Source organism: Gallaecimonas sp. GXIMD4217 (assembly GCF_038087665.1).
In the GTDB taxonomy this organism is placed as follows: domain Bacteria; phylum Pseudomonadota; class Gammaproteobacteria; order Enterobacterales; family Gallaecimonadaceae; genus Gallaecimonas.
Genome location: NZ_CP149925.1, coordinates 1044325 through 1071083 on the forward strand (window position 1 = coordinate 1044325; position 26759 = coordinate 1071083).

The following is a 26759-nucleotide window of genomic DNA, read 5'->3' on the forward strand; positions in this document are numbered from 1 at the left end:
CTCAGTTGTCGCCCTGCATCTTCAACCAGTAGCTGACCACCCGCTGCTGGTAGTTTTCCTTATGGCGGGGGGTGTGGGAGTGGTAACGGCCCACCGCCTCCCAGATATCGCCATTGGTGGCGATCAGGTGGCCCTTGAGCAGCCGGGCCGCTACATGGACATTGGTGCAGGTGTCCCAGGCCAGGCTCTGCCAGGTCAACTTGGGGTAATGCTGCTGCATGCTTGGCAGGTGGATGCTGTTGATCTGCGCCACCCCCAGATCGAAGGTGCCGTTGCTGTTCTTGCGCACCAGTCCCTTCTTGCCCCCCTCCGCCTTGATGATGGCCTTGAGCAATGAGCTGGCCAGCTGGAAATCCAGCGCCGCCTTGGCGACACAGACGTTGAGTTCCTGCTGGGGAACGACTTGGGGTGGTGGCAGCTCGGTCATTTCGTTATTGGCATCAGGACTTTAGCTAAAGTGTAGCCGGCCGGTGCCGGGCCGCAAAAGGGCCGGCTGCCTGCTTTATAGGCAAACGCGCCGACTTTCCTTGCTGCCCGGGGGGGCATTATGGATAATGTGCCTCGGCGACCTCCCTGGTCCCCCCGCAACGATACTTTGTGAACCCGGTCAGGTCCGGAAGGAAGCAGCCGCAGCAAAGGACTCGTGTGCCGGGGTGTGGCTGGGGAGGGAGCCATCTCCTTGTAGTTCCTTCCTCTGTCCATTAGCCTTCTCCTGTTACAGCCTCTTAACGAACAGGAAAAGCAGTCCATGCGTAAGAACACCACGCCCTGTTACTACGGCGACTACCTGCAACTCGACAAGCTCCTCGACGCCCAGCACCCGGAAAGCGCCAAGTACGGCAACGAAGCCCACGACGAGATGCTGTTCATCGTCGTCCACCAGGCCTATGAGCTGTGGTTCAAGCAGATGCTCCACGAGCTGCGCTCGGTGATGGCGCTGTTCGGCAGCGATCAGGTGCCCGAAGACAAGCTGGCCACGGCCGTGCACCGGCTGAAGCGCTTCGTCAACATCCAGCAGCTTATCAACCAGCAGATCGCCGTGCTGGAAACCATGTCGCCCCAGGACTTCCTGGAGTTTCGCGACTACCTGGTGCCGGCCTCCGGCTTCCAGTCCATCCAGTTCAAGGAGCTGGAGATCCGCCTGGGCATCAAGCGCGGCAAGCGCATCGCCTTCGACCAGAAGTCCTTCTATAACAGGCTCAATGATCAGGACAGGGCCTACCTGGAGGATCTGGAGCAGCAGGAGAGCTTCGCCGAGATGCTGGATCGCTGGCTGGCACGGCTGCCGTTCCTGGAGTTCGGCGACTTCGCCTTCTGGGACCACTACCGCCAGGCCGCCGACGAGATGCTGGACTCCGACGAGGCCATCATCCGCGGCAACCCGCACCTGGACGACGAGGAACTCAAGCAGCAGCTCGAGGAGCTGGGCGGCACCCGGGCCCGTTTCGCGGCCCTGTTCGATGAAGGCAACCACCAGCAGCTGCTGGACAGCGGCCAGATGGAGCTCAGCCACAGGGCGCTGCTGTCGGCGCTGTTCATCAACCTGTACCGGGACGAGCCGCTGTTCCACCTGCCGTTCCAGCTGCTGACCTGCCTGATGGAGATAGACGAGCAGTTCACCGCCTGGCGCTACCGCCACGCCCTGATGGTGCAGCGCATGCTGGGCTCCAAGATAGGCACGGGCGGCTCCAGCGGCCACGATTACCTCAAGCGCACCACCGAGACCAACCGCTTCTTCAAGGATCTCTACGCCGTATCCACCTACCTGCTGCCCAAGCACGCCCTGCCGGCGCTGCCGAACGAGGTCAAGCGGGAGCTGGGTTTCCATTTCCAGGGCTTGAAATAAGAAGCCATGTCGGTCGGCAGCTGCCTGGATCAAAGGAGGCGAGCGGGAGCTGGGTTGCCATTTCCAGGGCATCAAGTAGCGACAAGTGACCATTGAAAAGGGGCCTTATGGCCCCTTTTTCACACCAGCTCCATGGCGGCCCGGAACAGCAGCAGGTGCAGATCCACCACCTTCTGCAGATCGCGCTGGTAGCCGCCGCCTATGACCCCGGCCACCGGCACCTCGGCCTGCCGGCACAGCCCCAGCACCAGGCGATCCCGGGCCAGCACGCCCCGGGTCGATACCTGGAAATGGCCCAGCTCGTCGTCCACATGGATGTCGACGCCGGCGTCATACAGCACCAGATCCGGCTGGTAGAGGCGCAGGCTCTGGCTCAGGGCCTGCTCGACGGCGGCCAGGTAGGCGTCGTCACCGGTGCCGCAGTCCAGGGCCAGATCCCAGTCTGAGTCGGGCTTTCGGGCCGGGTAGTTACGCATCGCGTGGATGGAGACGCTGATCACGTCAGGATGGTCGCCGACCATGGTGGCGGTGCCGTCGCCCTGGTGCACGTCGCAGTCGAAGATCAGCACCCGCCGCGCCTCGCCGCTGGCCACCAGCTCCTGGCCGGCGATGGCCAGATCGTTGAATATGCAGAAGCCGCCGCCTTGGGCGAAGTGGGCATGGTGGTAGCCGCCGGAAAGGTGCAGGGCCAGGCCATGGCTGAGGGCCTGGCGGGCCGTTTCCAGGGTGCCGGCCACCGAGGCCAGGGTGCGCTCGACCAGGGCCGGGCTCTGGGGAAAGCCGATGCGCCTTTCCATGCCGGCAGAAAGCGCCCGGGCCAGGAACTGCCGGCCGTAGTCCCGGCAGTGCCAGCGCAGCGGCAGTGTTTCGTCCGGCTCGGGCCGGACATAGCGGTGGGGCCGGCCGGCCAGCTCGGCCTCCAGGCATTCCCTGAGGCGCTGGTACTTGCCGATGGGAAAGCGATGCTTGGCCGGCAGCGTGAAGCTGTAGCTGGGGTGGTAGATCAGGGGCAGCATCAGCCTTGCTGCTTCAGCCAGGCCTTGAAGTTGGCCCTGCTCTTTTCATCAGCCTGCTGCCACCAGTATTTCAGCATCTGTTCCGCCTGGGGTGAGGGGTTGCCGAGCTGCTGGACCGGCTCGGTCCTGGGAGCGGGCGCCTGGCTGGGTTTGGCCGTGGCCAGGGCCTTGCCCTGGCGCTCGAGTACGAAGCGAGGCGCCTTGGCAAAGGCCTTGATGGCCTCGGCGTCCGCCAGCCCGGGCGTGGTCAGCAGGTACTCACCCTCGGCGGGGATGCTCAGCTCGACCCAGATCTCGTTGGAACGCACCGTCTCGTGGTCCTCGAAGCCTTCCTCCACCAGGGTCTTGAAACTGGCCTTGAGGCGGTGTTGGCCCGGGGCCAGCTGCAGCTGCTCGGTCTTCTTCCACAGGTAATTGGCTACTTCCTGGTCGTCCACCTGGTGGACATAGACCTCGTCGGCCAGCTTGATATTGGCGGCCAGGGCCAGGGACGGCAGCAGGGCCAGGGTGGTAAGCAGTGTTTTCATCATCCTCTCCAGGCACTTTCCAGTGCCGCCAGGCGTTCTTCCAGTTCGGTGATGGCCTGGCGACATCGGCCCAGGCGCTGGTACAGCTTGAGTATTTCACCCTGCTGTTTCACTGTCATGACACTGTCATCTTTTAGCTGGCGGATCCGGCCCAGCAGGCGCTGCTCGAACTCCCAGTACTGGGCCAGCTGGCCGTAGAGGGGCTGGTAGCGGCCCACCAGGGCCCTGGCCGCCTTGTGCCAGCGCTTGGGGCTGGTGGCATCGGCCAGCTGGTGCTGGGCCATGGCCCGCTTGAGGGCGGTGAACTGGTCCTCGATGCGTGCCAGGCGCCGGGTAAGGGCCTCCGGGCTGAGGCTGTGCAGCTGTTCGGCCAGTTGCGCCAGGTTCTGTTCCAGCTCCATGGCATAGGGTGTGAAGGCCCGGCCGTTGCCGTGGAAGAGCCCCCGGGGAAAGAGCGGCCGGCCCACCTCGGCCAGCTTGCCCCTGAGCTCCCTGGCCCTGTCCAGGGTTCCGGCCTCCTCGGCCAGCTGGCGGCAGGCGGCCCTGAGTTTGTCGATCAGCGGTTGGTTCACCAGGCCTCCCAGGCCAGCTTGGCGGCCATGACGATCACCACGGCAATGAACACCGGGCGGATGAAGCGGCCGCCAAAGTGAATGGCGGAATGGGCGCCGAGCCAGGCGCCGACCATCAGGGCCGCCCCCATGGCCAGGCCCAGGGCCCAGTGGATATGGCCCAGCACCGCGAAGGTGACCAGGGAGACGCCATTGGAGATGAAGTTCATCACCCGGGCCAGGCCGCTGGCGTGGAGGATATCCAACCGATACAGGGCCAGGGTGGAGACGGTCCAGAACGAGCCGGTGCCGGGGCCGAAGGCGCCGTCATAGGTGCCGAGCAGGCCGCCCTGCAGGCCCTGCTTGAGCTTGAGGCGGTTGCCCCTGGGCAGGGCGTGGTGGCCGTCTTCGACCCTGGGCATGAACAGGGTATAGAGGGCGGTGGCGAAGATGGCCACCGGCAGGGCCTTTTCCAGCCACTCTGCCCTGAGCCAGTCCACCATCAGGGTGCCGAAGATGGCGCCCAGGGCCGTGCCCAGGGCGGCCAGGGCCCAGAGGCTGGGATCGAACAGCTTGCGGCGGTAGAAGGTCCAGCCGGCGGTGGCGGAGCCGAAGGTGGCGGCCAGCTTGTTGGTGCCCAGGGCCATATGGGGCGGCAGGCCGGCGGTGAGCAGGGCCGGCACCGTCAGCAGGCCGCCGCCACCGGCGATGGCGTCGATAAAGCCGGCCAGGGCCGCCACCAGGGGCAGCCAGAGCCAGAGCTGGCCGTCGATAACCAGTTCGGTCATGGGGTTTCAACTTCTCGTGTGAAGGGGGGCAGGGCATCCAGCAGCTGGCGGCCGTAGCGGCGGCTGATCACCCGCCGGTCGAACAGCACTATGGTGCCATAATCGCTCTCGCTGCGCAGCAGCCGGCCGGTGGCCTGGACCAGGCGGCGGGCGGTCTGGGGCAGGGCGATCTCCATGAAGGGGTTGCCGCCGCGCTTCTCGATGAATTCGGCATGGGCCTGATCCACGGGGGAATCGGGCACCGCAAAGGGCAGTTTGGTGATCAGCAGCTTGGTGAGCAGCTCGCCCTTGAGATCCAGGCCTTCGGAGAAGGAACCGGTGCCGAACAGTATGGAGCCCTGGCCCTGCTCCCGGCGCAGCCTGTGGGCCTCCAGCATGGCCTGGCGGTTCTCCCGGCCCTGGACCAGGGGCGGGTGGGGCAGCTTGTGGCCACACTTTTCCAGCACCGCCTGCATCTGCCAGTAGCTGGCGAAGAGCACCAGGGTGCCTTCGTCTTCCTTTATATAGGAAGGCAGCAAGGCCGCCAGGCGTTCGGTGAATTCGGCCTGCTGGGGCTCGGCGTCGATGCCGGCCACCACCAGGGTGGCCTGGTTGGGATAGTCGAAGGGGGCGGGCACGTCCAGGTAGCGACAGCCCTTGATGGGCGTCAGGCCGGCCTCCATGGCGAAGTGCTTGAAGCCCTGGTGGGTCCTCAGCGTGGCCGAGACCAGCACGGCCCCGGCGCAGCGGTTCCACAGCTGGTGACGGAGCTGTTCGGAGACACTGATGGGGGAGACGCACAGGGACAGGTCGTCCTTGTGCACCGCCACCCACTTGGCCCAGGGTGCCTGCCTGCCTTCGGCCTTGTGGTTGAGGCCCTGCCAGAGCTTTTGCAGCACCTCGACCCTGTCCAGGCCCTCGGCCAGTTGGCTTTGCAGCCGGGTCAGCACCGCATCGCCCGTGGCTTGTTCGGCCAGGGGCGCCAACACCTTGTTCAACTGCGTCACCAAGCGGCCGGCGGCGCCGCTCTGATCCTCGGCCAGGGCGGCCAGCCAGTCCGGCAGTTCCCCTTCCGGGAAACGATAACCTGCCTCGGTGAGCCAGGGCTGCTTGCCCAGCCAGCGGTAGACGTCCTGGTGGGCGCCGGCCAGTTCCTGGCAGAGATCCTGGGCGCTCATGGCCGGCCCTACCAGGCTGTCCCGCTTCAGCTGGCCCATGACCTCGTCCAGCCAGCCGGGGATCCTGGTCAGCCAATCCCTGCTGGCCAGCAGCCGGGCCTCCACGGCGGCGAAACGCCTGGCCGTTTCCGGCAGGTGATGGGCCTCGTCGATGACATAGAGACAGTCTTCCGGCTCCGGCAGCAGGCTGCCGCCCCCCAGGGCCAGATCGCTCAGCAGCAGGTGATGGTTGACCACCCAGATATCGGTGCGCTCCAGATCGCGGCGGCTCTGGTGGTAGGGGCAATGCTGGTGGAGGCTGGAGGCGGCCGAACAGCTCAGCTTGTCGGAGGCGATCCTGGCCCAGGTGGCATCTTCGATGGGCTGGGGCCAGTGATCTCGATCACCATTCCAGCTATTTTTCTCCAGTGCCGATCTCAGCTTTTTGAACAGGCTGAGCTCCGCCTGGCTGGCGGCAAACAGCTCGCCCTGGCCGGCCGCCTGCAACGCCAGCTTCTCCCGGCAGCAGTATCTTTGCCGGCCTTTCAGCAGCCGGAAACTGAAGTCGATGCCGCTTTCCTTGGCCAGCAGCGGCAGATCCTTTTCCACCAGCTGTTCCTGCAGCGCCACCGTCGCCGTGGCCACCACCAGCTTGCGGCCGTGGCCCTTGGCAAGGGGCAGGGCGGAGAGCAGGTAGGCCAGGGACTTGCCGACGCCGGTGCCGGCTTCGGCGACCAGGATCCGCTCTTGTCTGTGGTACTCGCCGGCCAGGGTTTTTGCAATCTCGGCAATGAGTTGCGTCTGGCCCGGCCTGGGTTTGTAGCCGGGCAGGGCCTGGGAGACCTGCTTGTGGGCGGCGCGGATCTGCTTCTTGAGGGCGTCGGAAAGCACGGCAAACCTGGGGTGGAATTAGGGTGCGCCCAGTGTAGAGCTTCGGCGACACGATGCAACAGTATGGGCGAGCGGTCGGCTTTTAAAAGAGCGCCTTTTATTGGGGCCAAGGGAAGGCAATTTCTAATCGCCAATCCGGATGTGCCAACCGCTTAAAAAAACGGCTTCTGTCCAATCCCTCAATGAACCGTGAAATTTCACCGGGCCACCGGCCTTGTACACAAGGCTTTGTTGAATTGTTTGCCTTTGCGGTGCTGTTGTTTTTTATATGTAAAAACCCTGTTGACCATGCTCGCGGCCTGTGTTTATAGTTGTGTCGACGGTTGGGCTATGCCCACAAAATGTTAACGGTCGCAATATAAGTGGCCGGACTAAGAAGCCATGTAAATGGTCCAGGGAGAAAAACCTATGTATCGCAATAAGGTCGCGAACTCCGTTCGCTGGGCGCTGCTTGCCGGTGCCGCCACTACTGCTTTCGCCATGCCGGCCGCTTTTGCTGCCGACGAAGGTGCTGAAGACGTAGAACGCATTGAAGTTACCGGTTCCCGCATCAAGCGTACCGACCTCGAAGGCGCCAGCCCCGTTGTTGTCATCAGCTCCGAAGACATCGAAGCTGGCGGTTACAACTCCGTTCAGGAAGTGCTGGGCAGCCTGACTCAAAACTCCGGTGGCTCCCTGAGCACCCAGGAAATCCACGGCTTCACCCCCGCCGCCAGTGGTGTAAACCTGCGTGGCGCCGGCCTGGGCCGCGTGCTGATCCTCATCGACGGCAAGCGTGTACCCAAGTACCCCTTCGGTGCCGGTGGTACCGACAACTTCATCGATACCGCCAATATGCCCCTGGGCGCCATTGAGCGTATCGACGTCCTGACCTCCGGTGCGTCCGCCATCTACGGTTCCGACGCCATGGGCGGTGTAATCAACATCATCCTGAAGAAGGACTTCGAAGGCGTTGCGACCAAGGTCCGCGCCAGCGACACCGATGCCGGTGGCAAAGAGCAGTTCCAGGCTTCCCTGCTGGTAGGCGCCGCCTCCGACAAGGGTAATGTCACCTTCTTCCTGGAGCACGACAACAAGAGCCGCCTGAAGGCGTCTGAGCGTGACAACTTCGACGTGGGCACCGACCTGGCCTTCAACCACCCCTTCTCCTCCTTCAGCTCCTACGGCATCAGCCTGCGTAACGCCGGTTCCACCGTGCTGCAGACCCTGAGCCCGGAAGAGTGTGAAGAGCGTGGCCTGCAGTTCTGGGACTACGGTCGCAGCAACGTTGGCGGTGTTTGTGGCTTCGACCGTACCAGCATGCGTGACCTCTATCCTGCGAGCGAGCGCACCTCCGCCATGGTCAAGTTCAACTATAACCTGAGCGACGACCACGAGCTGTACGGCCGCCTGGACTGGACCAACGCGTCCTCCACCACCCGCATCGAGCCGATGCCGGTCAACGACTACACCTATGTTGTGGCCGGTGACGAAGTCACCATCAGCTCCGACCTGTCTGGCGAGTCCAAGACCTTCGACAAGGCCACTGCCTTCGGTGGCGACTTCGCCTCCCTGGGTGATGGCGAGTACTTCTACACCCGTCGTATGATGGAATTCGGCCACCGCCGTGCCGACTTCACCACCAACAACTTCAGCTTCGTTTCCGGTGTTCAGGGTCTGCTGACCGAAGACATCGACTACGACTTCTCCTGGCAGTTCTCTCGTCAGAAGATCGACGAGCGCAACAGCGGCTACGCTTCTGCCGGCCTGTACTTCGAGTACCTGACCAGTGGTGAGAACGGTCGTTCCCAGTTCGACGTGATGACCGCGGAAGAAGTGGCCCAGGCTGCTTACAAGCCCTTCCGTGCTGGTGAGTCCAGCCTGACCGGCTTCAGCTTCGACATCAGCGGTCTGCTGTTCGACCTGCCTGCCGGTGAAGTTGGCTTCGCCGCCGGTGCCGAGTACTACCGCGAGTGGTTCTCCGATGAGAGCGACTCCGAGTCCGCCAAGAACAACATCCTGTCCACCGGTGGTGCTTCCGGTTCTGGCGCCCGCGACCAGAAAGCCATCTACGCCGAGGTTGAGATCCCCGTCCTGGAGAACCTGACCTTCAACGTGGCCGGTCGCTACGATGACTACAGCGACTTCGGTGGCGAGTTCAGCCCGCAGCTGACCCTGAGCTACCGTCCCATCGACGACCTGCTGCTGCGTGCCCTGTGGACCGAGACCTTCCGTGCCCCGGACATGATGCGCGTCTACGGCGACCCGTCTCTGGGCTTCTCCCAGGTTACCGACCCCTTCGCCTGTACTCAGATTGGCGGCACCGTGGGTGACCCGGACGGCGATCCGGTCTGTTCCGGCGAGCACTATGTTGAAGTGCTGACCGGTCCGAACCCCGACCTGGATCCGGAAGTGGGTGAGAACTGGAACATCGGTGCCGTGTACACCCTGGCTACCGATATCGGTGAGTTCGACTTCTCTATCGACTACTGGGAGATGGAGATCGAGGACATCGTTAACGACCTCGCCACTCAGACCATCCTGACCAACTTCGAGACCTACAACGAGTTGATCGAGCGTGACGCTATTGGCCAGGCCGTACGTGTCAACAACACTGCCCAGAACGTTTCCTTCCGTGAAACTGCCGGTATCGACCTGACCGTTGGCTACCGCAAGGGTACCGACCTGGGTGACTTCAGCGTCAACGTGACCGGTTCCTACCTGGACAAGTGGGATGAGCAGTTCGACGTCAACTCCGACGTTGTCGACCAGCTGAGCACCACCAACGTGCCGGAGTGGAAGATCAACACCAACCTGGGTTGGTCCTACGACAAGTTCGCCGCCAACATCCTGATCCGTTACACCGACGAGATGAACGGCGTCAACGCGTCTGACTTCGAAGACGTTTCCCACGAGGACTTCCCGTTCTCTCGCAAGATCGACAGCTACACCCTGGTGAACCTGTCCATGAACTACTACGCGACCGAGAACCTGTCCTTCCAAATCGGTGTTAACAACGTCTTCGACGAAGGTCCGAACGTTGACTACACCGACTTCGGCTGGCCGCACTACCCCCGCGAGTACACCGACCCCACTGGTCGTGAGTACTACGGTGTAGTTGAGTACCAGTTCTAAGTGACCTAGTTCACAAAGACGGAATGTCAAGTCAACGGGCCTCCCTAGGAGGCCCGTTTTTTTTGGTTTAGAGGCCGGTCGGGGTGCCGTCGTCGTGTTGACACCTTGTTACATATCTGGAATTATCCGAAGTCGGTACATCTGGCTACCTGGCTTCGATGTGCCTATACAGAGCCCCTGCCGCAACGGCGGTCAGGGAATAAATAACGATAAGACGTTGGTTGGGAACTATGTCCAGACTAAGCAAGAGAAGCACACTAGCTGCGGCTCTGGCCGGTGCGCTTGCCGTAGCCAGTACTTCCGCATTTGCGGCCGATCCTCTTGTCTCTTCTCAGCAAGTAGAGAAGCAAATCAATGACGCCGCCGCGGCCTCGCAAGCCAAAATTGACCGCCTTTCTGATCAAACTCGCGACATCGTCGGTGAATACCGTGCCGTGGTTGCTGAGACAGAGAACCTCAAGGTCTACAACGATCACATCGCCAAGCTGATCGACAGCCAGATGAAAGAGGTTGGCAACTTCGAACGCCAGATTGCCAACATCACCAAGACACAGCAGGGCCTGGTCCCGCTGATGTACAAGATGATCGACACCCTGGAGCAGTTCGTTGCTCTGGACCTGCCTTTCAAGAAGGAAGATCGTGTTAATCGTGTCGCCAAGCTGCGTGACATGATGGAAGACTCTTCCGTTTCCACTTCCGAAAAGTACCGTCAGGTCATGGAAGCCTATCAAATCGAAGTGGAGTACGGCTCCAAGATCGATACCTACAAAGGCACCCTGGATCTGAACGGCAAAGAGCTGTCTGTTGACTACTTCTACATGGGCCGTATTGCCTTCATCGCCATGTCCGGCGACGGCAAGCACGCTTGGCGTTGGGACAAGGCCTCCGAAGGCTGGGTAGAACTGGGCGAGGAATACCTCTCTTCCATCGAAGAGGCCATGAAGCTGGCTAACAACGCCGCCGTTCCGAACCTCCTGAAACTGCCTGTAGAAGCACCGGAGTCCGCAGAATGAAAACCGTATTGAAGAGTGTTGTACTGGCGGCCGCCGTCGCCCTGTCCGCTCAGCCGGTGCTGGCCGCGGACGCCCCCAAGGCGAAGAACCTGGAAGAACTGCTGCAGCAGGTGAAGAAAGATCGCCTGTCCGAAGGCCGCATCAACAAGCAGCGTGAGCAGGAGTTCCTGTCCGAGCGTGCCGACAAGCAGGCCCTGCTGCGTAAGGCCAAGGCCGAACTGGCTGCGGAGAAGAGCCGCGGTGAGCAACTGGCCGCCGACTTCGCCGAGAACGAGAAGACGCTGTCTCAGCTGGAAGAAGAGCTGACCCTGGCCGTTGGTAACCTGGGTGAGGCCTTCGGTATCGTTCGTCAGGTGGCTGGCGACCTGAACTCCCGCTTCCAGAACTCCATCATCTCCGCCCAGTTCCCGGGTCGTGAAACACTGATGTCCGAGCTGGCCCAGACCAAGGACCTGCCGGAGCTGCCCCAGCTGGAAGAACTGTGGTTCGCCCTGCAGCAGGAAGCGACCCAGTCCGGCAAGATCGTCAAGTTCAGTGCCGAAGTCAGCACCAACGAGGGCGAGAAGGTTACCCAGGACGTGGTCCGTGTTGGTGCCTTCAACCTGATGAACGAAGACGAGTACCTGGTCTACAGCTCTGACAACCAGGCAATCACCGAGCTGGGCCGCCAGCCCGAAGCCCACTTCGTGTCTTCCGTGAAGAACTACATGGGCGAAGGCGCCGGCGTACACCCGCTGTACGTTGACCCTTCCCGCGGCACCATCCTCAGCCTGCTGACCACCAAGACTACCCTGGGTGAGTACTACGAGGCCGGTGGCATCGTTGGTTACATCATCACAGGCGTACTGCTGCTGGGCCTGCTGATCGTGCTGGAGCGCCTGCTTGTGCTCAGCGCCATCGGCGGCAAGATCCGCAAGCAGCTGAAGTCCGACGTGGCCGACGAGTCCAACCCCCTGGGGCGCATCATCAAGGTCTACGAGAACAACCGCAACGTTGACGTCGAGACCCTGGAGCTGAAACTGGACGAGGCCATCCTCAAGGAAACCCCGCGCATCGAGCGTGGCGTCAGCGTCATCAAGATCCTGGCCGCCATCGCCCCGCTGTTGGGTCTGCTGGGTACCGTTACCGGTATGATCGCCACCTTCCAGTCCATCACCCTGTTCGGTACCGGTGACCCCCGTGTCATGGCCGGTGGTATCTCTACCGCCCTGGTAACCACGGTACTGGGCCTGGTTGCCGCTCTGCCCCTTATCTTCCTGCACTCCATCGTGTACGCACGTAGCCAGGCTCTGATCCACGTGGTTGAAGAGCAATCCGCCGGCATCATCGCTGCCCACGCGGAGAAGGAGAATAAGTAATGATGCTTTTCCTGATGGAAATCTGGGAGTCTGTCAGGGATTTTATGAACACCGGCGGCGACGTCCTTTGGCTGGTTGCCGGTGCGCTGTTCATCATGTGGTCGCTCATGATCGAGCGTTACTGGTACCTCAGTGCGGTCTTTCCCAAGGAAATGAAACGCATTGTTGGTGACTGGGACGCTCGTGCCGACACCACATCCTGGTATGCGCATAGAATCCGTGAGGCCTGGATCTCCCAAGCCCAAGTGAAATTGCAAGCGCGTATGCAGCTCATCAAGACACTGGTGGCAATCTGCCCCTTGATGGGTCTCCTCGGCACAGTTACCGGCATGGTAGCCGTGTTCGAAGTCATGGCGCAGATGGGTACGGGTAACCCCCGTCTGATGGCATCCGGCATCTCCATGGCCACCATCCCGACCATGTCGGGCATGGTCGCCGCCCTGTCCGGTGTCTTTTTCAGCTCCCGTCTGGAAGCCAAGGTCAAGGTGGCGGAACACCGCCTCATTGACAGCATGCCGCATCACTGAATGAGAGAGTAGCTATGGCACGTAAACGTGTACGGCAGGAAGAAGAAGCCGCCATCGATATGACCCCGATGCTGGACATCGTGTTCATCATGCTGATCTTCTTCATCGTGACCACCTCCTTCGTCAAGGAGTCGGGCCTGGACGTCAACCGTCCGACCGCGGCCACTGCCACCAAGAAGAAATCCGCCACCATCTTCATCGGTATCTCCGAGAATGGTGAGGTAATGATGGAAAAGCGTAACGTTGACGTAGAGCGCGTTCGCGCCAACGTCGAGCGTATGCTGGCCGAGCAACCCGAGGCTTCGGTCATCATCCAGGCCGACCGGAACGCCAAGCATGGCATCGTGGTCGAAGTGATGGACCAAGTCAAAGCCGCCGGAATCGACAAGATTTCCGTCGCAGCGGAGAACAAGTGATATGGCACGTACCTTAGCAAGTATTTTGCTTGGGATTGCCGTCACCTTTGGGCTGTTCTACTTCATGGCTTTTCTAGTCTCAGGTGGTGGTGAGAAGTTCAAGGAAATTGAACCCTTGCCGCCCATTGAGATAGTAATGAACGAGCCGGAGGATGACCCTCAGCGCAAGACCCGGCAAATTCCCAAGAAGCCGCCACCGCCTAAGCAGCCGCCGAAGCCGATGAAGGCTATCCCGGACGAGCCGAGCAAGCCCCAGCAGCAGATGCAGCAGTTGGATCTGCCCAAGCTGGACCTGGCTGCCCGCGGTTCCGGTCCCGGCATAGGTGCTCCCAGCATCGGCCAGGGCCTGGGTGGCGACGGCGAAGCCACGCCCATCTTCCGGATCGATCCCAAGTATCCGGTGGAAGCGGCCCGTGATGGCCGTGAGGGCTGGGTATTGCTGCAGTTCACCATCAACGAGGTGGGCGGTGTCGAGGACATTTCCGTCATCGATGCGGAGCCCAAGCGTCTCTTCGACCGTGAAGCCAGGCGCGCCCTCAAGAAGTGGAAGTACAAGCCCAAGATCGTTGACGGCAAGCCCGTTAAGCAGCCGGGCATGAAAGTGACCCTGGACTTTAACCTGGAGGGCAAAAAGTAATGAAGATGACCAAACTCGCGTCTTCACTGCTGGCTGTCCTGGCCCTGAGCACCGGCGTCCTGGCGATGCCTTCTCAGGCCATTGCTGCCGAAGAAGCCAAGCCGGAAAGCCAGGTGGTTCAGGTCAAGAAGGTCGCCAAGCGTAAAACCCGTACCCTCAGCCAGTCTGCGGGCAAAAAGGTTTCCAAGGCCTTTGATCTCTTTACCGAAGAAAACTACAAGGGCGCGCTGGATGTCCTGCTTGATCTGGATCCCAGAGACGGTTACGACAAGGCCTATGTGTACCGCTTTATCGGCACCCTGTACTACTACACCGAGCAGCATGACAAGTCTTTGCGCTACCTGAAGGAAGCCGCCGACATGGACGTGCTGAACCAGGCTGAGCAGGAAGGTACGCTCAAGCAGGTGGGTGACATGTACGCCCAGGCCGAGAAGTGGCGTGACGCCATGAAGTACTACTACAAGTGGATGGATTTCTCCGGCAAGGAAGATCCTGACGTTTGGGTACGGATTGCCAACGCCCACTACAGCCTCAAGGAGCTGGACAAGGTTATCCCGGTCGCCGACAAGGCCATCGCCCGCTACAAGAAACCCAACAAGAACCCTTATGTTCTGAAGGTGGCTTCTTACTTCGAGCGCAAGATGTACAAGCCTGCCTCCAAGGTACTGGAAGAGCTGGTACGCATCGAGCCCAAGGAGAAGCGCTGGTGGGTCCAGCTAGCGACCATGTATGTGCTGCTCAACGACAACGTCAAGGCATTGGCAACCTACGATCTGGCCTACAAGCAGGGCTTTATCAACAAGGAAACCGAAGCCAAGGCGTTGGCCCAGCTGTTTGCCAGCCAGGAAGTGCCATACAAGTCAGCCAAGCTGCAGGAGGAATTCCTCAAGGCAGGTATCCTCAAGGCCGATGAGAGCAGCTACAGCACTCTCGCCAACACCTGGCACAGTGCCAAGGAGTTGGACAAGGCCATCGAGTACTATGGCAAGGCTGGTGAAGCCGGTAATAACGGCAAGTACTTCCTGAAACAGGGCAACCTGCTGCTGGAACAGGAAAAGTACCAGGCCGCCCAGGCTGCACTAGGCAAGGCCATTGCGGCAGGTGATCTGCGTCAACCTGGTCGTGCTCATCTGGCCCTGGCCCAGGCCTATTTCTTCCAGCAGAAGTACCTGGATGCCATCAAGGAACTTCGCCTGGCCAAGAAGTATGACGACGCCCGCAAGACCGCCGTCAGCTGGGAAGGTTATGTCCGGGAAGAGGCTGGCCGTAAAGGTGTCAAGCTGTAAAATGCTTGAAGCAAGCATCAAAAGCCCCCAGTTATTGGGGGCTTTTTTGTAAGGGAAAAGGAATGAAACGAGTTGCATACCTGCTGGCCGCGGTGGTACTGAGCGGCTGTGGAGGCGAGCCCGAGCCTAAGGCCAAGCCGGCAGGGCTTAATGAGTTGGTGGAAGGGTACTTTGACCAAAGCCTGGCGCTGCAGCCCATGACCGCCACTTTGGTGGGTGAATCCAGATTCAATCACGTGTTTGGCAACGGCTATAGCGAGGCTGCCCTAGAGACTGCCGAGGCAATGGATAAGGCCGCCCTGGAGGGTCTTTCCACCGTTGACAGAGACAGTCTCTCCGGCAGCGACAAGCTCAGCTACGACATGTTCCTCTGGGAGCTGAAACTTGCCGAGCAGGGCCGCCAGTTTCCTTTCTACATGCTGCCGGTCAACCAGTTTGGCAGTGATCTGATGACCTTCTTCCAGCTTGGTTCCGGCAGCAGTGCCCAGCCCTTTGATTCGCTTGAGGACTACGAGCGCTTTGCACTGCGTGCCGAAGGTCTGCCGGCCTGGATAGATACCGCCATCATGCGCATGCGCCAGGGAATGGAAGACGAGGTCACCTTGCCCCGGGTCTTGGTCGAGCGGGTGATTGAACAGCTGCGTCCCCATCTGGTCAGTACACCCGAGCAGAGCCTGTTGTGGAGCCCGGTAGCCTCCCTGCCTTTAGGGCTGGGGGAAAGCCGCAGCGGCATCGAGGGCCGTTACAGCAAGCTCATCATGGGAACGGTCGTGCCGGCCTTGACGCGTTTCAGCCACTTCCTCGACAAGGAATACCTGCCTTCGGCGCGTGCCAGTAGCGGCCTTTGGGATCTGCCCAACGGCAAGGCCTGGTATCGCCACCAAATCAAGGTCCACACCACCACGCAAATGACCGCCGACCAGATCCACCGGCTGGGACTCAAGGAAGTGGCCCGGATCCACGATGAAATGCGCCAGATCCAGCAGCAGTTGGGCATCAAGGGGGGGCTGCGCGACTTTCTCAACCACATGGCCACGGAGCCCGGCTATTTCTTTGCCGAGCCGGAACAGCTGGTGGCCGGCTACGAGGCCCTTAAGGGTGATATCAACGCCCTGCTGCCGGCCTATTTCGATCTGATGCCAAGGGCCGACTACGAGGTTCGAGAGGTGGAAGCCTACCGGGCCAAGTCCGCCGCCGGGGCTTCCTATGAGCCACCGGCCATTGATGGCTCCAGGCCCGGCATCTTCTATATCAACACCTACAACCTCAAGGCGCAGCCGAAATGGGGCATGACCACCCTCAGCCTGCATGAGGCGGCCCCCGGCCATCACTTCCAGATAGCCCTGCAACAGGAGCTGGAAGGCCTGCCCCGGTTCCGCCGTTTCAACTATTCCACCGCCTTTGTTGAGGGCTGGGCACTCTACGCCGAATACCTGGGCATCGAAATGGGGCTCTTTGCCGATCCCCTGCAGCATTTCGGCAAGCTCAGTGACGAGCTGCTCAGGGCCATGCGCCTGGTGGTTGACACCGGACTTCATGCCAAGGGCTGGAGCCGGGAGCAGGCCATTGCCTATATGCTGGAAAGCTCGGCCATGGCCGAGTCCGATGTCAGGGCGGAGGTGGAGCGCTACATGGCCCTGCCCGGGCAGGCCCTGGCCTACAAGGTGGGCCAGCTGAAAATCCTGGCGCTGCGACAGCACGCCCAAGAGGCTCTCGGCGATAAATTCGACATCAGACAATTCCACCGGCAGGTGCTGGGGCAGGGGGCCATGCCCCTGGCGCTGCTGGAACAGCGTATCGACGAATGGATCCAGTCCCGACCAGGTTAAATTAAGGTGTAAAAGCAAAGGCCTTCCTGTTTTAGGAAGGCCTTATTTTTTGGGTTGTTGTTGAGCGCATTTTTTAAACGCTTTGTCTCGGATAGGAGACTTTGGTTATTTTTTGTAAAGCCCTCTGGTTTACACGTATCGCTTTGAGTTAAAAGGAAAAAGCGCCGAGGTGAAACATTGGCAAAACCAAATCGCATCCTTGGTGCAACCTTATCTTGTCAGTTGGTAAACATAAATAACCTTTTATATCAATGGCTTAGATTGACAATATCAGTTTGATGACAGAGTATCTCTGACGGTTTTTAATAACCAAATAACAACACAACCATAAATCCTAGTCGTAGCGAACGCCCGTTCGCTTTAGGGAGAAATGTCATGACGTCTAAGAACCAACTGGCTTATGCGGTCAAGCTCGCCCTCTTTGCCGGCGCAGCGTCTGCCGTAACGGCCCCCACCTTTGCTGCCGACAGCGTCGAAGACGTAGAACGCATCGAAGTCACCGGCTCTCGTATCAAGCGCACCGACATGGAGAATGCCTCTCCTGTTGTTGTGGTTTCTGCCGAAGAAATTGCCGCCCGTGGTTTCAGCACCGCCCAGGACGTGCTGGATGCCCTGACCCAGAACTCCGGTGGCTCCCTGACCCAGCAGGAGTCTTTCGGTTTCACCCCGGCCGCTTCCGGCGTTAACCTGCGCGGTGTTGGCCTGGGCCGGTCCCTGACCCTGATCGACGGCAAGCGCGTACCCAAGTACCCCTTCGCCGCCGGCGGCGCCGACAACTTCACCGATACCGCCAACATCCCGGCCGGTGCCATTGAGCGCATCGAAGTCCTGACCACTGGTGCTTCCGCCATCTACGGCTCCGACGCCATGGGCGGCGTTATCAACATCATCCTCAAGAAGGAAGTTGAAGACACCATCGTCAAGCTGTACGGCTCCACCACCGACGACGGCGGCAAGGAAACCGGCAAGATCAGCATCCTGAGCGGTGTTTCCGGTGAAGACGGCCGCATGCTGTTCTTCCTTGAGCACGAAAACCGCAACAAGCTGATGGCCAGCGATCGTGGCTTCCTGGGCAGCGACCTGGGCGATGGCCACCCCCGTGGCAACTACAGCTCCTATGGTGCCAGCCTGCGCAACGCCGACGGCGATGTCGTCAAGACCCTGTCCGCCGAGGAGTGTGCCGAGCGTGGCTTCCAGTGGACAGGTAGCAACTGTGGCTTCAACCGCTCCTCCATGCGTCAGCTGCTGCCCGATGCCGACCGCACCTCTTTGATGCTGAAGTTCAACAAGGAGCTGGGTTCCGATCACGAGCTGTACAGCCGTGTTGACTACACCCACTCCAACGTGGCCAACCGCGTCGAGGCCATGCCCCTGGACGACTACCTGTTCACCGTCAACGGCGGCCAGGTCACCGTCACCCCGGACGTGGCCAACTCCTCCCTGAGCCAGAGCTACGATCAGGCTACCGCCTTCAACGGCGACTTCGTGGGCCTGGCCGACGGTGAGTACTACTACACCCGTCGCGCCGTGGAATTCGGTCCCCGCGCTTCCGACTTCACCACCAACAACTTCACGCTGTTGACCGGTATCAAGGGCTACCTGGGTGACTACGAGTACGACACCTCCTGGAGCTTCTCCCGCCAGAAGGTCGACCGTGAAGGCTCCGGCTACGCCACCGTCGACGGTTACTTCAAGTACCTGACCTCCTGCGAGAACGGCTGCTCCCAGCTGCTGGCCGTGACCGACGAGCAGGTGGCCATGGCCGCCTTCCAGCCCATGAAGAAGGGCGAGTCCTCCATGGTCAGCTGGAACGCCGGTATCAGCGGCGATCTGTTCGATCTGGATGCCGGTACCGTGCAGTTCGCCGCCGGCCTGGAAATGAACAAGGAATGGTTCTTCGACCGCTCCGACTCCTTCTCCATCAACGGCGAAGTGCTGAGCACCGGTGGTGCCGCAGGTGAAGGTTCCCGTAAGCAGTACGCCGCTTACACCGAAGTGGCCGTTCCCGTCATGGAAAATCTGACCGCCACCCTGGCCGGTCGCTACGACCACTATGACGATGCTTCCGATGTGGGTGGTGCCTTCTCTCCCCAGGTGGCCATCGAGTACCGCCCCATGGAAGACCTGCTGCTGCGGGCGCTGTGGGCCGAGACCTTCCGTGCCCCCGACATGCAACGCCTGTTCGGTGAGCCGACCCGCGGTTTCGTTTCCGACGTGGTTGACTTCCAGAGCTGTGCCCAGGACGGTATCGGTTTCGATGCCTGTGCCACCAACGAGGACTACCGCATCACCAGCGTCAACTCCATCTCCGGCCCCAACAACGAGCTGGAAGAGGAGACCGGTGAGAACTGGAACCTGGGTGTGGTCTACAACCTGAACGGTCTGGACATCTCCGTTGACGTCTGGAACGTCGAGATCGAGAACATCGTTTCCGACCTCAGCGTCAGCGACGTCTTCGAAAAGCACGAGATCTACGGCAACCTGATCGATCGTGACCCCGTCACCGGTCGTGTCACCGTCAACACCCAGGCCATGAACCTGGCCCGCCAGGAAGTGGCCGGTGTCGACCTGTCCCTGGGTTACCTGCTGGATACCGCTGCCCTGGGCTCCTTCAAGTTCAAGCTGGAAGGTACCTACAACAGCAAGTGGGAAGAGCAGGTCGCCGAAGGCTTCGAGGTCACCAACGAGCTGGCTCGCGGTGGCATCCCGCGCTGGCGCGCCAACTTCAGCACCCGCTGGGCGCCCACCGACACCCTGAGCACCACCGTCCTGGTCAAGTTCATCGACGAGCACAAGGCTGCCAACTACTACAAGTTCGGCACCCAGCCCGACTACAGCCTGCGTGTAGCCGAGCACTTCGAAGTGAACTGGAACGTCACCTACGACGTGCTGGACAGCGTGACCCTGGCCGCCGGTATCAACAACCTGTTTGACGAAGGTCCGGAAGTCGACAACACCCTCGGCTGGCCCTTCTACGACTCCAGCTACTACAGCCCCGTGGGTCGTGAGTTCTACGCCTCTGCCGAGCTGCGTTTCTAAGCACAGTCCGCAAACTAAAAAGCCCGCCGTCCGGCGGGCTTTTTTTATCCCTTGAGTTCCTGCATCAGCTGGCCGAACTGGTCCAGGTAGAGCTGCTGCTCCTTATCGGACAGGGCCTGCTCCGGGCAGGGATGCACCTCCACTATGATGCCGTGGGCGCCCACCGCCTTGGCGGCCTTGGCCATGGGCGCCACCAGATCCCGCCGGCCCACGGCGTGGCTGGGGTCGATGATCACCGGCAGGTGGGTCAGGGACTTCAAGAGCGGTACGGCACTCAAGTCCAGGGTGTTGCGGGTGGCGGTCTCGAAGGTACGGATGCCACGCTCGCACAGCATCACCTGCTGGTTGCCTTGGGCGAGGATGTATTCGGCGGCCCCCAGCAGCTCCTCTATGGAGGCCATCAGGCCGCGCTTGAGCAGTACCGGCCTGGTGGTCTTGCCCACTTCCTTGAGCAGGGCGAAGTTCTGCATGTTGCGGGCACCGATCTGCAGCACGTCGGCCTGCTCGGCGACCCTGTGCACGTCCTCGGTGTTCATCACCTCGGTGATGATGGGCAGGCCGCGGCGCTCGCCTGCCGCCTTGAGCAGGGCCAGGCCCTCGTAGCCCAGGCCCTGGAAGCTGTAGGGGTTGGTCCTGGGCTTGAAGCAGCCACCGCGCAGCAGCTGGGCGCCATGGCGGTGCACCGCCTCGGCGGCGGTTTCTATCTGCTCGGCGGACTCCACCGAACAGGGGCCGGCCATGGTGATGAAGTCGTCGCCGCCGATGACGGCATTGCCGACCCGGATCAGGGTGTCTTCGGCCTTGTGGTCACGGCTGTGCAGGGGGGCTTTCTTGCTGCTGGTCTTTATCTTGGCTTTGGGGGCGGGCTCGGCCTGGCTGTTGTCGGCCTCAAGCGGAACCTGTACCTGGGTCGGCCGCAGATCCTCGCTGGGGTAACAGCCCAGTACCTTGACGAAGCGGGTCAGGCGGGTCAGCTCCAGCAGGGCCTGCTGCATGGCCTCGGACTGCACATTGGCGGCCACGTCGATATAGAACAGCTCCTCCCAGGCGTTGCCGGGCATGGGCCTGGACTCAAGCTTGGTCATGGCGATGCCCTGGTTGCGCAGCACCAGCAGGGCTTCCACCAGGGCGCCGGCCTGCTGGCCGGTGGCCATGATCAGGCTGGTCTTGGCCGGCACCTGGGGCGCCACCTCCACCGGCTGGCGGGCCACCAGGATGAAGCGGCTGTGGTTCTCCTTCTGGTTGGCCAGGCGTCGTGCCAGCACCTTGAGGCCGTACAGCGCGCCGCCGCTGGCGCTGCCGATGGCGGCCACGCCTGGCTCCCCGGCCTCGGCCACCTTGAGCATGGCGTGGGCGCTGGATGGGCAATGGACCACCCGGCAGCCGGCCAGGGAGGCCAGGTACTGGGAGCATTGCTGCTCGACCTGGGGGTGGCAATAGAGGGTGTGGACCTGGCCGGGATCGGTGTCGTCGCCGCCCAGCAGGCAGTGATCCACGGCCTGGGTCAGCTCGCCGACCAGGGACAGGGAGGTGTGATTGAGCAGATCGAACACCTCGGTGATGGAGCCCGAAGTGCTGTTCTCTATGGGCAGCACGCCCAGTTCCGCCCGGCCCTGTTCCACCGCTTCCAATACGGCGGCGAAGCTGGGGCAGCTGTGTTCCTTGAGGCTGAGCCCCAGACGACCGGCATGGCTCTGGGCGGCCTGGTGTGAGTAGGAGCCTGCCGAGCCCAGGTAGGCCACGCTCAGGCTCTGCTTGGTCAGGGTACCGTTGTGGCTGGCCTGGAGATGGGCCTGCTGGGCCAGCACCGAATCCTCGATGATGCCGTGATAGAGGCGGGTGATGAAGTGGGGATCCAGGCCCTGCTGCTGCCCCTCCTTGATCAGGGCAATCAGCAGTTCTTCCTCCCGAGACCGGTCGCGAACCGGCAGCTGCTGGCCGACTTTCTGCTTGGCCACGGCCAGGGTGGCGGACTTGCGCTGGGCCAGCAGCTGCAGCAGTTGTTTGTCCAGGTCGGTGATCTGCTCTCTCAGGGCCTGTAATGTCATGGTCGTATCCTCATGGTCCATAAACGAAAAAGGCCTCCCGATTGGGAGGCCTTGCTGGTGTGTGCTGCGCTTTAGAAATGCACGACGCCACCGCCTCCCCGGGGGAAGGTGGTAAAAAAGAAGAAGGTGGCGGTCAGCTGGTGCATCTGCGGCTCTATTACGTTGCGATGCCTATAGCAATATCGCAGCCGCCATGAGATGGCAAACAATATTTACGAAAACGGCTAAAAATAATTTCATCGTGTGATTGACAAGGCGCCTGCTCTTTTAAGGCAAGGCACAAAAAAGCCGCCAGGTGGCGGCTTTTTATCCACTCTGGCAGTCGTTACACCTTTGGGTGGTGGGGTCGGAGTCCAGCAGCCTGGGCGGGATCTCGCTTTCGCAGTCGGCGCACAGGCCAAACAGGCCCAGATCCAGCTGGCAGAGGGCGGCCTCCACCCGGCCCAGTCGCTCGGTCAGGCCGTGCAGCTGGCGGTCGTGAAGGGCGTCGACGTATTGCTGAATACCGTCCAGGCCCTGTTGGCGCAGGGCATAGATCACCTTGTTGGCCACGCCCAGTTCGGTGAGGCGGGTGGCGGTTTGCGCGAGCAGGGTATTCTGCTCCTTTTCCAGTCGTTGGCGAAATTCGGTCAGCTGTGAAGCGGCCAACATGGGTTGTCTCCTGACAATGAGCACAGGATGGCAGTCTACGGCAGGCGCTGTCAGCAAAACCTGATCGACATCAAGCGGCCCTGGCTTTTCTCAGCTTGGCGAGGATGTCGTCCTTGTTCCTCAGGGTGCGGATCTGCTCGAAGAAGGCCTGGGCCTGGGGGTATTGCAGGCGCAGGAAACCCAGCCACTGCTTGATGCGGTTGGGATAGTAGAGGCCCTTGTCGCCGGCCAGCTCGAAATCGGAATACCTGTCCAGCAGCGCCAGCACCTGGACCCAGGGCAGGGCGGGGACGTCCTGTTTGATGACGGCGGCCAGGTTGGGCTGTGCCAGGGCACCCCGGCCCAGCATCAGATCCTGGCATTGGGATTGGGCCTGGCAGTTCAGGGCATCCTCGCGGCTCCAGATCTCGCCGTTGGCGATCACCGGCAGCTTGACCACCTCCCTGACCTTGGCGATCCAGTCCCAATAGGCCGGCGGCTTGTAGCCTTCGCGCTTGGTGCGGGCATGAATGGCCAGTTCGCTGGCGCCGGCGGCCTCAATGGCGGCGGCGTTCTCCAGGGCCAGGGACTTGTCGTCGAAGCCCAGGCGGATCTTGGCGGTAACAGGCTGGTCGGCGGGGACCGCCTCCCGTACCGCCTTCACTATGGCGTAGAGGGTTTCCGGCTCCTTGAGCAGCACGGCGCCGCCCCTGTGCTTGTTGACCGTCTTGGCCGGGCAGCCGAAATTGAGGTCGACCCCGGGCGAGCCCAGTTCCACGGCCCGGGCCGCGTTCTCGGCCAGCCACACCGGGCTCTGGCCCAGCAATTGGATACGGACCGGTACCCCGGAGGGGGTGCGGGCGCCCTGGTGCAGCTCGGGGCAGAGCTTGTAGAACACCTTGGGCGGCAATACCTGATCCACCACGCGCACGAATTCGGTGACGCACAGATCGAAGCCGCCCAGCTCGGTCAGCAGCTGGCGCATCAGGTGGTCGACGACGCCCTCCATGGGGGCAAGGATCAGTTTCATGGCCTACTTTTGGATTGCCCAGGGGGCTGGAAAGTTTACGCTTTTTCCTGTTTATTGAAAGAAATAGCTACCCCTTCGGGTCAATAACAACAAGGCCGGGCAGACCGGTCCCAACAACAAGCAACTGTGAGAAGGAAAGGACGATGAAAAATCTGAAGCAAAATACCGTAGCTGCTGCCCTGGGCGCCGTTGTGGTCGGTTCCCTGGCCACTCTGCCGGCCTCTGCGGATGCTTCACCTTTTGCCATGCAGGATCTGGCTCAGGGCTACCAGCTGGCCACCTTCGAAGGCAAATGCGGTGAAGGTAAATGTGGTGGTAGCGCCGGCAAGGAAGGCGAAGGCAAGGGAGAAAAGGAAGGCAAATGCGGTGAAGGCAAGTGCGGCGCCGAGAAGAAGGCCATGAAGGAAGGTAAATGTGGCGAAGGCAAGTGTGGCGCCGAGAAGAAGGCCATGAAGGAAGGTAAGTGCGGCGAAGGCAAGTGTGGCGCCGAGAAGAAGGCCATGAAGGAAGGTAAGTGCGGCGAAGGCAAGTGTGGCGCCGAGAAGAAGGCCATGAAGGAAGGTAAGTGTGGCGAAGGCAAGTGTGGCGCCGAGAAGAAGGCCATGAAGGAAGGTAAATGTGGCGAAGGCAAGTGCGGCGCCGAGAAAAAGGCCGAAAAGAAAGACAAGAAAGAAGGTAAATGCGGCGAAGGCAAGTGTGGCGGCAGCCACTAAGGGCCAGCGCTGGTAAGGAAAACGAGCGGACCCAGGTCCGCTCGTTTTGTCTCAAGGAGTCTCTATGACATTTGCGGTTCAAGGTTGTGGCCTGGGGCTGAGGCGCGATTTCGTCGAGGAGATCGGCGACAGCCTGCCCAAGCCGGTGCAGTTTCTGGAAGTGGCACCGGAGAACTGGATGAAGCTGGGCGGCGCCTACGGCAAGGCCTTTCGGCGCCTGACCGAGCGCCATCCCTTCGTCTGCCACGGTCTGTCGCTGTCCATCGGCAGTCCGGCGCCACTGGACATGGCCTTTCTCAAGGCGCTCAAGGTCTTCCTGGACGAGCACCGGATCCGCCTCTACTCCGAGCACCTGTCCTACTGCTCGGGGGAGGGCCATATGTACGATCTGATGCCCATCCCCTTTACCGAAGAGGCGGTTCGCCACGTGGTGGCGCGGATCAGGCAGGTGCAGGAGGTGCTGGAGCGGCCGCTGGTGCTGGAAAACGTCTCCTATTATGCCGCCCCCGGCAAGGAGCTGGACGAGCTGAGCTTCATCCAGGCGGTGCTGGAGGAAAGCGACTGCCAGTTGCTGCTGGACGTCAACAACATCTACGTCAACGCCATCAACCACGGCTATGACGCCGAGGCCTTCCTCAAGGGCCTGCCCACCGGGCGCATCGCCTACGGCCATATCGCCGGCCACTACAAGGAGGCCGAGGATCTCATTGTCGACACCCACGGCGCCGACGTCATAGACCCGGTCTGGGCACTGCTGGACAAGGCCTACCACCACCACGGCGTCTTCCCGACCCTGCTGGAGCGGGACTTCAACCTGCCGCCCCTGACCGAGCTGGTGGCCGAGGTGGCCCTCATCGACCGCTGCCAGCGGCAACATCAAGTGCAAGTGGAGAGCGCCTGAGATGGGATTCAAGGCAGTACAGGAAGCCTTTATGGCCCACATCAAAGATCCGGAGCAGGTGCCCGGCCCGCCGGGCATCGAAGACAGGCGCATGGCCATTTACCGGGAGCTGTTCTTCAACAACATGGAAGGCTTCCTCAGCAACGGCTTTCCGGTGCTGAAAAGCCTGTACGGCCAGGAGCATTGGCTGTCGCTGGTGCGCGCCTTCTTTGCCCGCCACCAGTGCCAGACGCCGCTGTTTCTGGAAATCGGCCGGGAGTTCCTGCACTACCTGGCCAACGAACATGAGCCGAGGCCGGTGGATCCACCCTTCCTGGTGGAGCTGGCCCATTACGAATGGCTGGAGCTGATGGTGGCCACGGTGGACGAGCCCGATGACGGCCTGCTGGACCAGCTGGACGACGGCACGCCCCTGGCGGTGCCGGCCTGCGCCAAGGCGGTGTCCTACCCCTGGCCGGTGCATGAGATCAGCCGCGACTTCCAGCCCAACGAGCCCCTGGACTCGCCTATCTACCTGCTGGTGTACCGCGACCGCCAGGACGAGGCGGCCTTTATGGCCATCAACGCCGCCACCGCCCAGCTGCTGCTGCTGCTGGAACAACAGCCCGGACAGAGCCCGGCCCAGCTGGTGGAGGCCATGGCCGCGCTGATGCCCCAGGTGCCCAGGGAGCAGCTGGCTCGGGGCCTGATGCAGACCCTGGCCGCCCTGGCCGAGCGGGGCGCCGTGCGCCGTCACCTTGGCGAAAATTGATCCAGGTCAAAGCTTCCGTTACACTGCGCGCGCTGCAATTTTCGTCGAAGCTGTAAGGAAGTATCGATGGCCGATCAAAATTTCAAAGAAGTCTACGGCGCCCGTCACTTTTTCGGTCTGCTGCTGGCTCTGCTGATCCCCACCATGCCCACCAGCATCTCCCTGATCCGTTACCTGATGGGATGATTGCCCGGCATGCGCAAAAAGCCACTCCTGGAGTGGCTTTTTGTTTTTTGGGGGGTAAGCTAAAGGCAAGTCGACAACCCGGGGCGCCCATGGTCAAGCGTTATCTCTTTCTCCTCAGCGGCTGGACCGCCATCGCCCTGGGCACCCTTGGGGTGGTGCTGCCGGTACTGCCCACCACCCCCTTCATCCTGCTGGCGGCCTGGTGTTTCGCCAAGGGCTCGCCCCGCTGGCACCACTGGCTCAGGAACAACCGCTATTTCGGCCAGATGGTCACCGAATGGGAGGTCCGCCGCGCCCTCAGGCGCCGCTACCGCAACAGGGCCATCGCCCTGATGGTGGTGACCTTCGCCGTCTCCCTCTACCTGGTGCCCCTGTGGTGGGTGCGGGGGCTGCTGGTGGCGCTGATGCTGGCGGTGATCACCTACCTGATGCGGCTGCCCGTCATCGAAGAGGGGCGGGATTGCCAAGGCCGATAAAAGCCCTTACCCTTGCGCCTTTGGTTTCATCGGGCCTTTGGCCCTGGTCG

23 protein-coding genes, 1 other RNA gene and 1 pseudogene are annotated in these 26759 nt (G+C 61.4%); 15 read left to right on the plus strand and 10 right to left on the minus strand.

Translation table 11 applies throughout. The features are described from left to right. Window position 1: 1 nt before the first annotated feature. Window positions 2-427: a lytic transglycosylase domain-containing protein gene (locus tag WDB71_RS05125; protein ID WP_341503562.1), complete on the minus strand. Its 426-nt coding sequence runs from the start codon at window positions 425-427 to the stop codon at window positions 2-4. A 144-nt stretch (window positions 428-571) separates the two neighbouring features. Here WDB71_RS05125 and ffs point away from each other — a divergent pair. After that, an RNA gene (gene ffs / locus WDB71_RS05130) (signal recognition particle sRNA small type) lies at window positions 572-668 on the plus strand. Window positions 669-748: 80 nt separating this feature from the next. After that, the gene (locus WDB71_RS05135; RefSeq protein WP_341503563.1) at window positions 749-1846 is read left to right on the plus strand and encodes a tryptophan 2,3-dioxygenase family protein; all 1098 of its coding nucleotides are present in this window, start codon (window positions 749-751) and stop codon (window positions 1844-1846) included. A gap of 119 nt (window positions 1847-1965) precedes the next feature. On the opposite strand, the gene WDB71_RS05140 is transcribed toward WDB71_RS05135, so the two are convergent. From WDB71_RS05140 to dinG, 5 genes are read right to left on the minus strand one after another with little or no spacing between them, the layout of a single operon-like run. Beyond that, window positions 1966-2862 carry a histone deacetylase gene (locus tag WDB71_RS05140; RefSeq protein ID WP_341503564.1) on the minus strand — a complete coding sequence of 299 codons (897 nt, stop codon included), beginning with the start codon at window positions 2860-2862 and terminating at the stop codon, window positions 1966-1968. After that, the gene (locus WDB71_RS05145; protein WP_341503565.1) at window positions 2862-3389 is read right to left on the minus strand and encodes a DUF2057 family protein; all 528 of its coding nucleotides are present in this window, start codon (window positions 3387-3389) and stop codon (window positions 2862-2864) included. The genes WDB71_RS05140 and WDB71_RS05145 overlap by 1 nt, the downstream gene beginning before the upstream one ends. Continuing rightward, complete coding sequence (gene priC, locus WDB71_RS05150; RefSeq protein ID WP_341503566.1) at window positions 3389-3961, minus strand: primosomal replication protein PriC; 573 nt, start codon at window positions 3959-3961, stop codon at window positions 3389-3391. Before priC ends, WDB71_RS05145 begins: the two co-directional genes overlap by 1 nt. Next, complete coding sequence (locus WDB71_RS05155; RefSeq protein ID WP_341503567.1) at window positions 3958-4728, minus strand: TSUP family transporter; 771 nt, start codon at window positions 4726-4728, stop codon at window positions 3958-3960. The genes priC and WDB71_RS05155 overlap by 4 nt, the downstream gene beginning before the upstream one ends. After that, a complete protein-coding gene (dinG, locus tag WDB71_RS05160) occupies window positions 4725-6755 on the minus strand; it encodes an ATP-dependent DNA helicase DinG (protein WP_341503568.1) in 2031 nt (676 codons plus the stop codon). Before dinG ends, WDB71_RS05155 begins: the two co-directional genes overlap by 4 nt. 408 nt (window positions 6756-7163) lie before the next feature. Between dinG and WDB71_RS05165 the strand changes: the two genes are divergently transcribed. From WDB71_RS05165 to WDB71_RS05205, 9 genes are all read left to right on the plus strand, one after another. Continuing rightward, on the plus strand, window positions 7164-9869 hold the full coding sequence (locus WDB71_RS05165; RefSeq protein WP_341503569.1) for a TonB-dependent receptor: 2706 nt from the start codon (window positions 7164-7166) through the stop codon (window positions 9867-9869). A gap of 230 nt (window positions 9870-10099) precedes the next feature. Then, the gene (locus tag WDB71_RS05170; protein ID WP_341503570.1) at window positions 10100-10882 is read left to right on the plus strand and encodes a DUF3450 domain-containing protein; all 783 of its coding nucleotides are present in this window, start codon (window positions 10100-10102) and stop codon (window positions 10880-10882) included. Then, complete coding sequence (locus WDB71_RS05175; protein WP_341503571.1) at window positions 10879-12240, plus strand: MotA/TolQ/ExbB proton channel family protein; 1362 nt, start codon at window positions 10879-10881, stop codon at window positions 12238-12240. Before WDB71_RS05170 ends, WDB71_RS05175 begins: the two co-directional genes overlap by 4 nt. Next, window positions 12240-12767, plus strand: coding sequence for a MotA/TolQ/ExbB proton channel family protein (locus tag WDB71_RS05180; protein ID WP_341503572.1), 528 nt, complete (start codon window positions 12240-12242; stop codon window positions 12765-12767). Before WDB71_RS05175 ends, WDB71_RS05180 begins: the two co-directional genes overlap by 1 nt. A gap of 14 nt (window positions 12768-12781) precedes the next feature. Further along, window positions 12782-13183 carry a biopolymer transporter ExbD gene (locus WDB71_RS05185; RefSeq protein ID WP_341503573.1) on the plus strand — a complete coding sequence of 134 codons (402 nt, stop codon included), beginning with the start codon at window positions 12782-12784 and terminating at the stop codon, window positions 13181-13183. 136 nt (window positions 13184-13319) lie between these two features. Beyond that, entirely contained in the window at window positions 13320-13820 is a 501-nt protein-coding gene (locus tag WDB71_RS05190; RefSeq protein WP_341503574.1) for a TonB family protein, read from the plus strand. Window positions 13821-13825: 5 nt separating this feature from the next. Next, window positions 13826-15106 carry a tetratricopeptide repeat protein gene (locus WDB71_RS05195; protein WP_341503575.1) on the plus strand — a complete coding sequence of 427 codons (1281 nt, stop codon included), beginning with the start codon at window positions 13826-13828 and terminating at the stop codon, window positions 15104-15106. 62 nt (window positions 15107-15168) lie between these two features. After that, on the plus strand, window positions 15169-16935 hold the full coding sequence (locus tag WDB71_RS05200; RefSeq protein ID WP_341503576.1) for a DUF885 domain-containing protein: 1767 nt from the start codon (window positions 15169-15171) through the stop codon (window positions 16933-16935). 375 nt (window positions 16936-17310) lie between these two features. Beyond that, on the plus strand, window positions 17311-19974 hold the full coding sequence (locus WDB71_RS05205) for a TonB-dependent receptor (RefSeq protein WP_341503577.1): 2664 nt from the start codon (window positions 17311-17313) through the stop codon (window positions 19972-19974). A 44-nt stretch (window positions 19975-20018) separates the two neighbouring features. Here the strand turns inward: WDB71_RS05205 and WDB71_RS05210 are convergent, their stop codons facing one another. The 4 genes and pseudogenes from WDB71_RS05210 to dusC all read right to left on the minus strand — a co-directional run bounded on the left by WDB71_RS05210 (window position 20019) and on the right by dusC (window position 23682). Further along, window positions 20019-20894: a bifunctional 3-deoxy-7-phosphoheptulonate synthase/chorismate mutase gene (locus tag WDB71_RS05210; RefSeq protein WP_341504184.1), complete on the minus strand. Its 876-nt coding sequence runs from the start codon at window positions 20892-20894 to the stop codon at window positions 20019-20021. After that, a pseudogene (locus WDB71_RS05215) lies at window positions 20886-22022 on the minus strand (chorismate mutase); the annotation flags it as partial. The pseudogene WDB71_RS05215 and the gene WDB71_RS05210, both read right to left, overlap by 9 nt. 306 nt (window positions 22023-22328) lie before the next feature. Beyond that, the gene (locus WDB71_RS05220; RefSeq protein ID WP_341503578.1) at window positions 22329-22673 is read right to left on the minus strand and encodes a hypothetical protein; all 345 of its coding nucleotides are present in this window, start codon (window positions 22671-22673) and stop codon (window positions 22329-22331) included. Window positions 22674-22743: 70 nt separating this feature from the next. Then, window positions 22744-23682 carry a tRNA dihydrouridine(16) synthase DusC gene (gene dusC / locus WDB71_RS05225; RefSeq protein WP_341503579.1) on the minus strand — a complete coding sequence of 313 codons (939 nt, stop codon included), beginning with the start codon at window positions 23680-23682 and terminating at the stop codon, window positions 22744-22746. 143 nt (window positions 23683-23825) lie between these two features. On the opposite strand from dusC, the gene WDB71_RS05230 reads away from it, so the two are divergent. From WDB71_RS05230 to WDB71_RS05245, 4 genes are all read left to right on the plus strand, one after another. Next, window positions 23826-24395: a hypothetical protein gene (locus WDB71_RS05230; protein WP_341503580.1), complete on the plus strand. Its 570-nt coding sequence runs from the start codon at window positions 23826-23828 to the stop codon at window positions 24393-24395. Between the two features lie 64 nt (window positions 24396-24459). Next, the gene (locus tag WDB71_RS05235) at window positions 24460-25296 is read left to right on the plus strand and encodes a DUF692 domain-containing protein (RefSeq protein WP_341503581.1); all 837 of its coding nucleotides are present in this window, start codon (window positions 24460-24462) and stop codon (window positions 25294-25296) included. Between the two features lie 31 nt (window positions 25297-25327). After that, on the plus strand, window positions 25328-26047 hold the full coding sequence (locus WDB71_RS05240; RefSeq protein WP_341503582.1) for a putative DNA-binding domain-containing protein: 720 nt from the start codon (window positions 25328-25330) through the stop codon (window positions 26045-26047). A 275-nt stretch (window positions 26048-26322) separates the two neighbouring features. Beyond that, a complete protein-coding gene (locus WDB71_RS05245) occupies window positions 26323-26709 on the plus strand; it encodes a YbaN family protein (protein WP_341503583.1) in 387 nt (128 codons plus the stop codon). Window positions 26710-26759 lie beyond the last annotated feature (50 nt).

Bases quoted from the DNA above. Each gene is read 5' to 3' on its own strand.
- WDB71_RS05125 (WP_341503562.1), bottom strand. From the start codon at position 427: ATGACCGAGCTGCCACCACCCCAAGTCGTTCCCCAGCAGGAACTCAAC.
- WDB71_RS05135 (WP_341503563.1), top strand. From the start codon at position 749: ATGCGTAAGAACACCACGCCCTGTTACTACGGCGACTACCTGCAACTC.
- WDB71_RS05140 (WP_341503564.1), bottom strand. From the start codon at position 2,862: ATGCTGCCCCTGATCTACCACCCCAGCTACAGCTTCACGCTGCCGGCC.
- WDB71_RS05145 (WP_341503565.1), bottom strand. From the start codon at position 3,389: ATGAAAACACTGCTTACCACCCTGGCCCTGCTGCCGTCCCTGGCCCTG.
- WDB71_RS05155 (WP_341503567.1), bottom strand. From the start codon at position 4,728: ATGACCGAACTGGTTATCGACGGCCAGCTCTGGCTCTGGCTGCCCCTG.
- WDB71_RS05165 (WP_341503569.1), top strand. From the start codon at position 7,164: ATGTATCGCAATAAGGTCGCGAACTCCGTTCGCTGGGCGCTGCTTGCC.
- WDB71_RS05170 (WP_341503570.1), top strand. From the start codon at position 10,100: ATGTCCAGACTAAGCAAGAGAAGCACACTAGCTGCGGCTCTGGCCGGT.
- WDB71_RS05175 (WP_341503571.1), top strand. From the start codon at position 10,879: ATGAAAACCGTATTGAAGAGTGTTGTACTGGCGGCCGCCGTCGCCCTG.
- WDB71_RS05180 (WP_341503572.1), top strand. From the start codon at position 12,240: ATGATGCTTTTCCTGATGGAAATCTGGGAGTCTGTCAGGGATTTTATG.
- WDB71_RS05185 (WP_341503573.1), top strand. From the start codon at position 12,782: ATGGCACGTAAACGTGTACGGCAGGAAGAAGAAGCCGCCATCGATATG.
- WDB71_RS05190 (WP_341503574.1), top strand. From the start codon at position 13,320: ATGAACGAGCCGGAGGATGACCCTCAGCGCAAGACCCGGCAAATTCCC.
- WDB71_RS05195 (WP_341503575.1), top strand. From the start codon at position 13,826: ATGACCAAACTCGCGTCTTCACTGCTGGCTGTCCTGGCCCTGAGCACC.
- WDB71_RS05200 (WP_341503576.1), top strand. From the start codon at position 15,169: ATGAAACGAGTTGCATACCTGCTGGCCGCGGTGGTACTGAGCGGCTGT.
- WDB71_RS05205 (WP_341503577.1), top strand. From the start codon at position 17,311: ATGACGTCTAAGAACCAACTGGCTTATGCGGTCAAGCTCGCCCTCTTT.
- WDB71_RS05220 (WP_341503578.1), bottom strand. From the start codon at position 22,673: ATGTTGGCCGCTTCACAGCTGACCGAATTTCGCCAACGACTGGAAAAG.
- dusC (WP_341503579.1), bottom strand. From the start codon at position 23,682: ATGAAACTGATCCTTGCCCCCATGGAGGGCGTCGTCGACCACCTGATG.
- WDB71_RS05230 (WP_341503580.1), top strand. From the start codon at position 23,826: ATGAAAAATCTGAAGCAAAATACCGTAGCTGCTGCCCTGGGCGCCGTT.
- WDB71_RS05235 (WP_341503581.1), top strand. From the start codon at position 24,460: ATGACATTTGCGGTTCAAGGTTGTGGCCTGGGGCTGAGGCGCGATTTC.
- WDB71_RS05240 (WP_341503582.1), top strand. From the start codon at position 25,328: ATGGCCCACATCAAAGATCCGGAGCAGGTGCCCGGCCCGCCGGGCATC.
- WDB71_RS05245 (WP_341503583.1), top strand. From the start codon at position 26,323: ATGGTCAAGCGTTATCTCTTTCTCCTCAGCGGCTGGACCGCCATCGCC.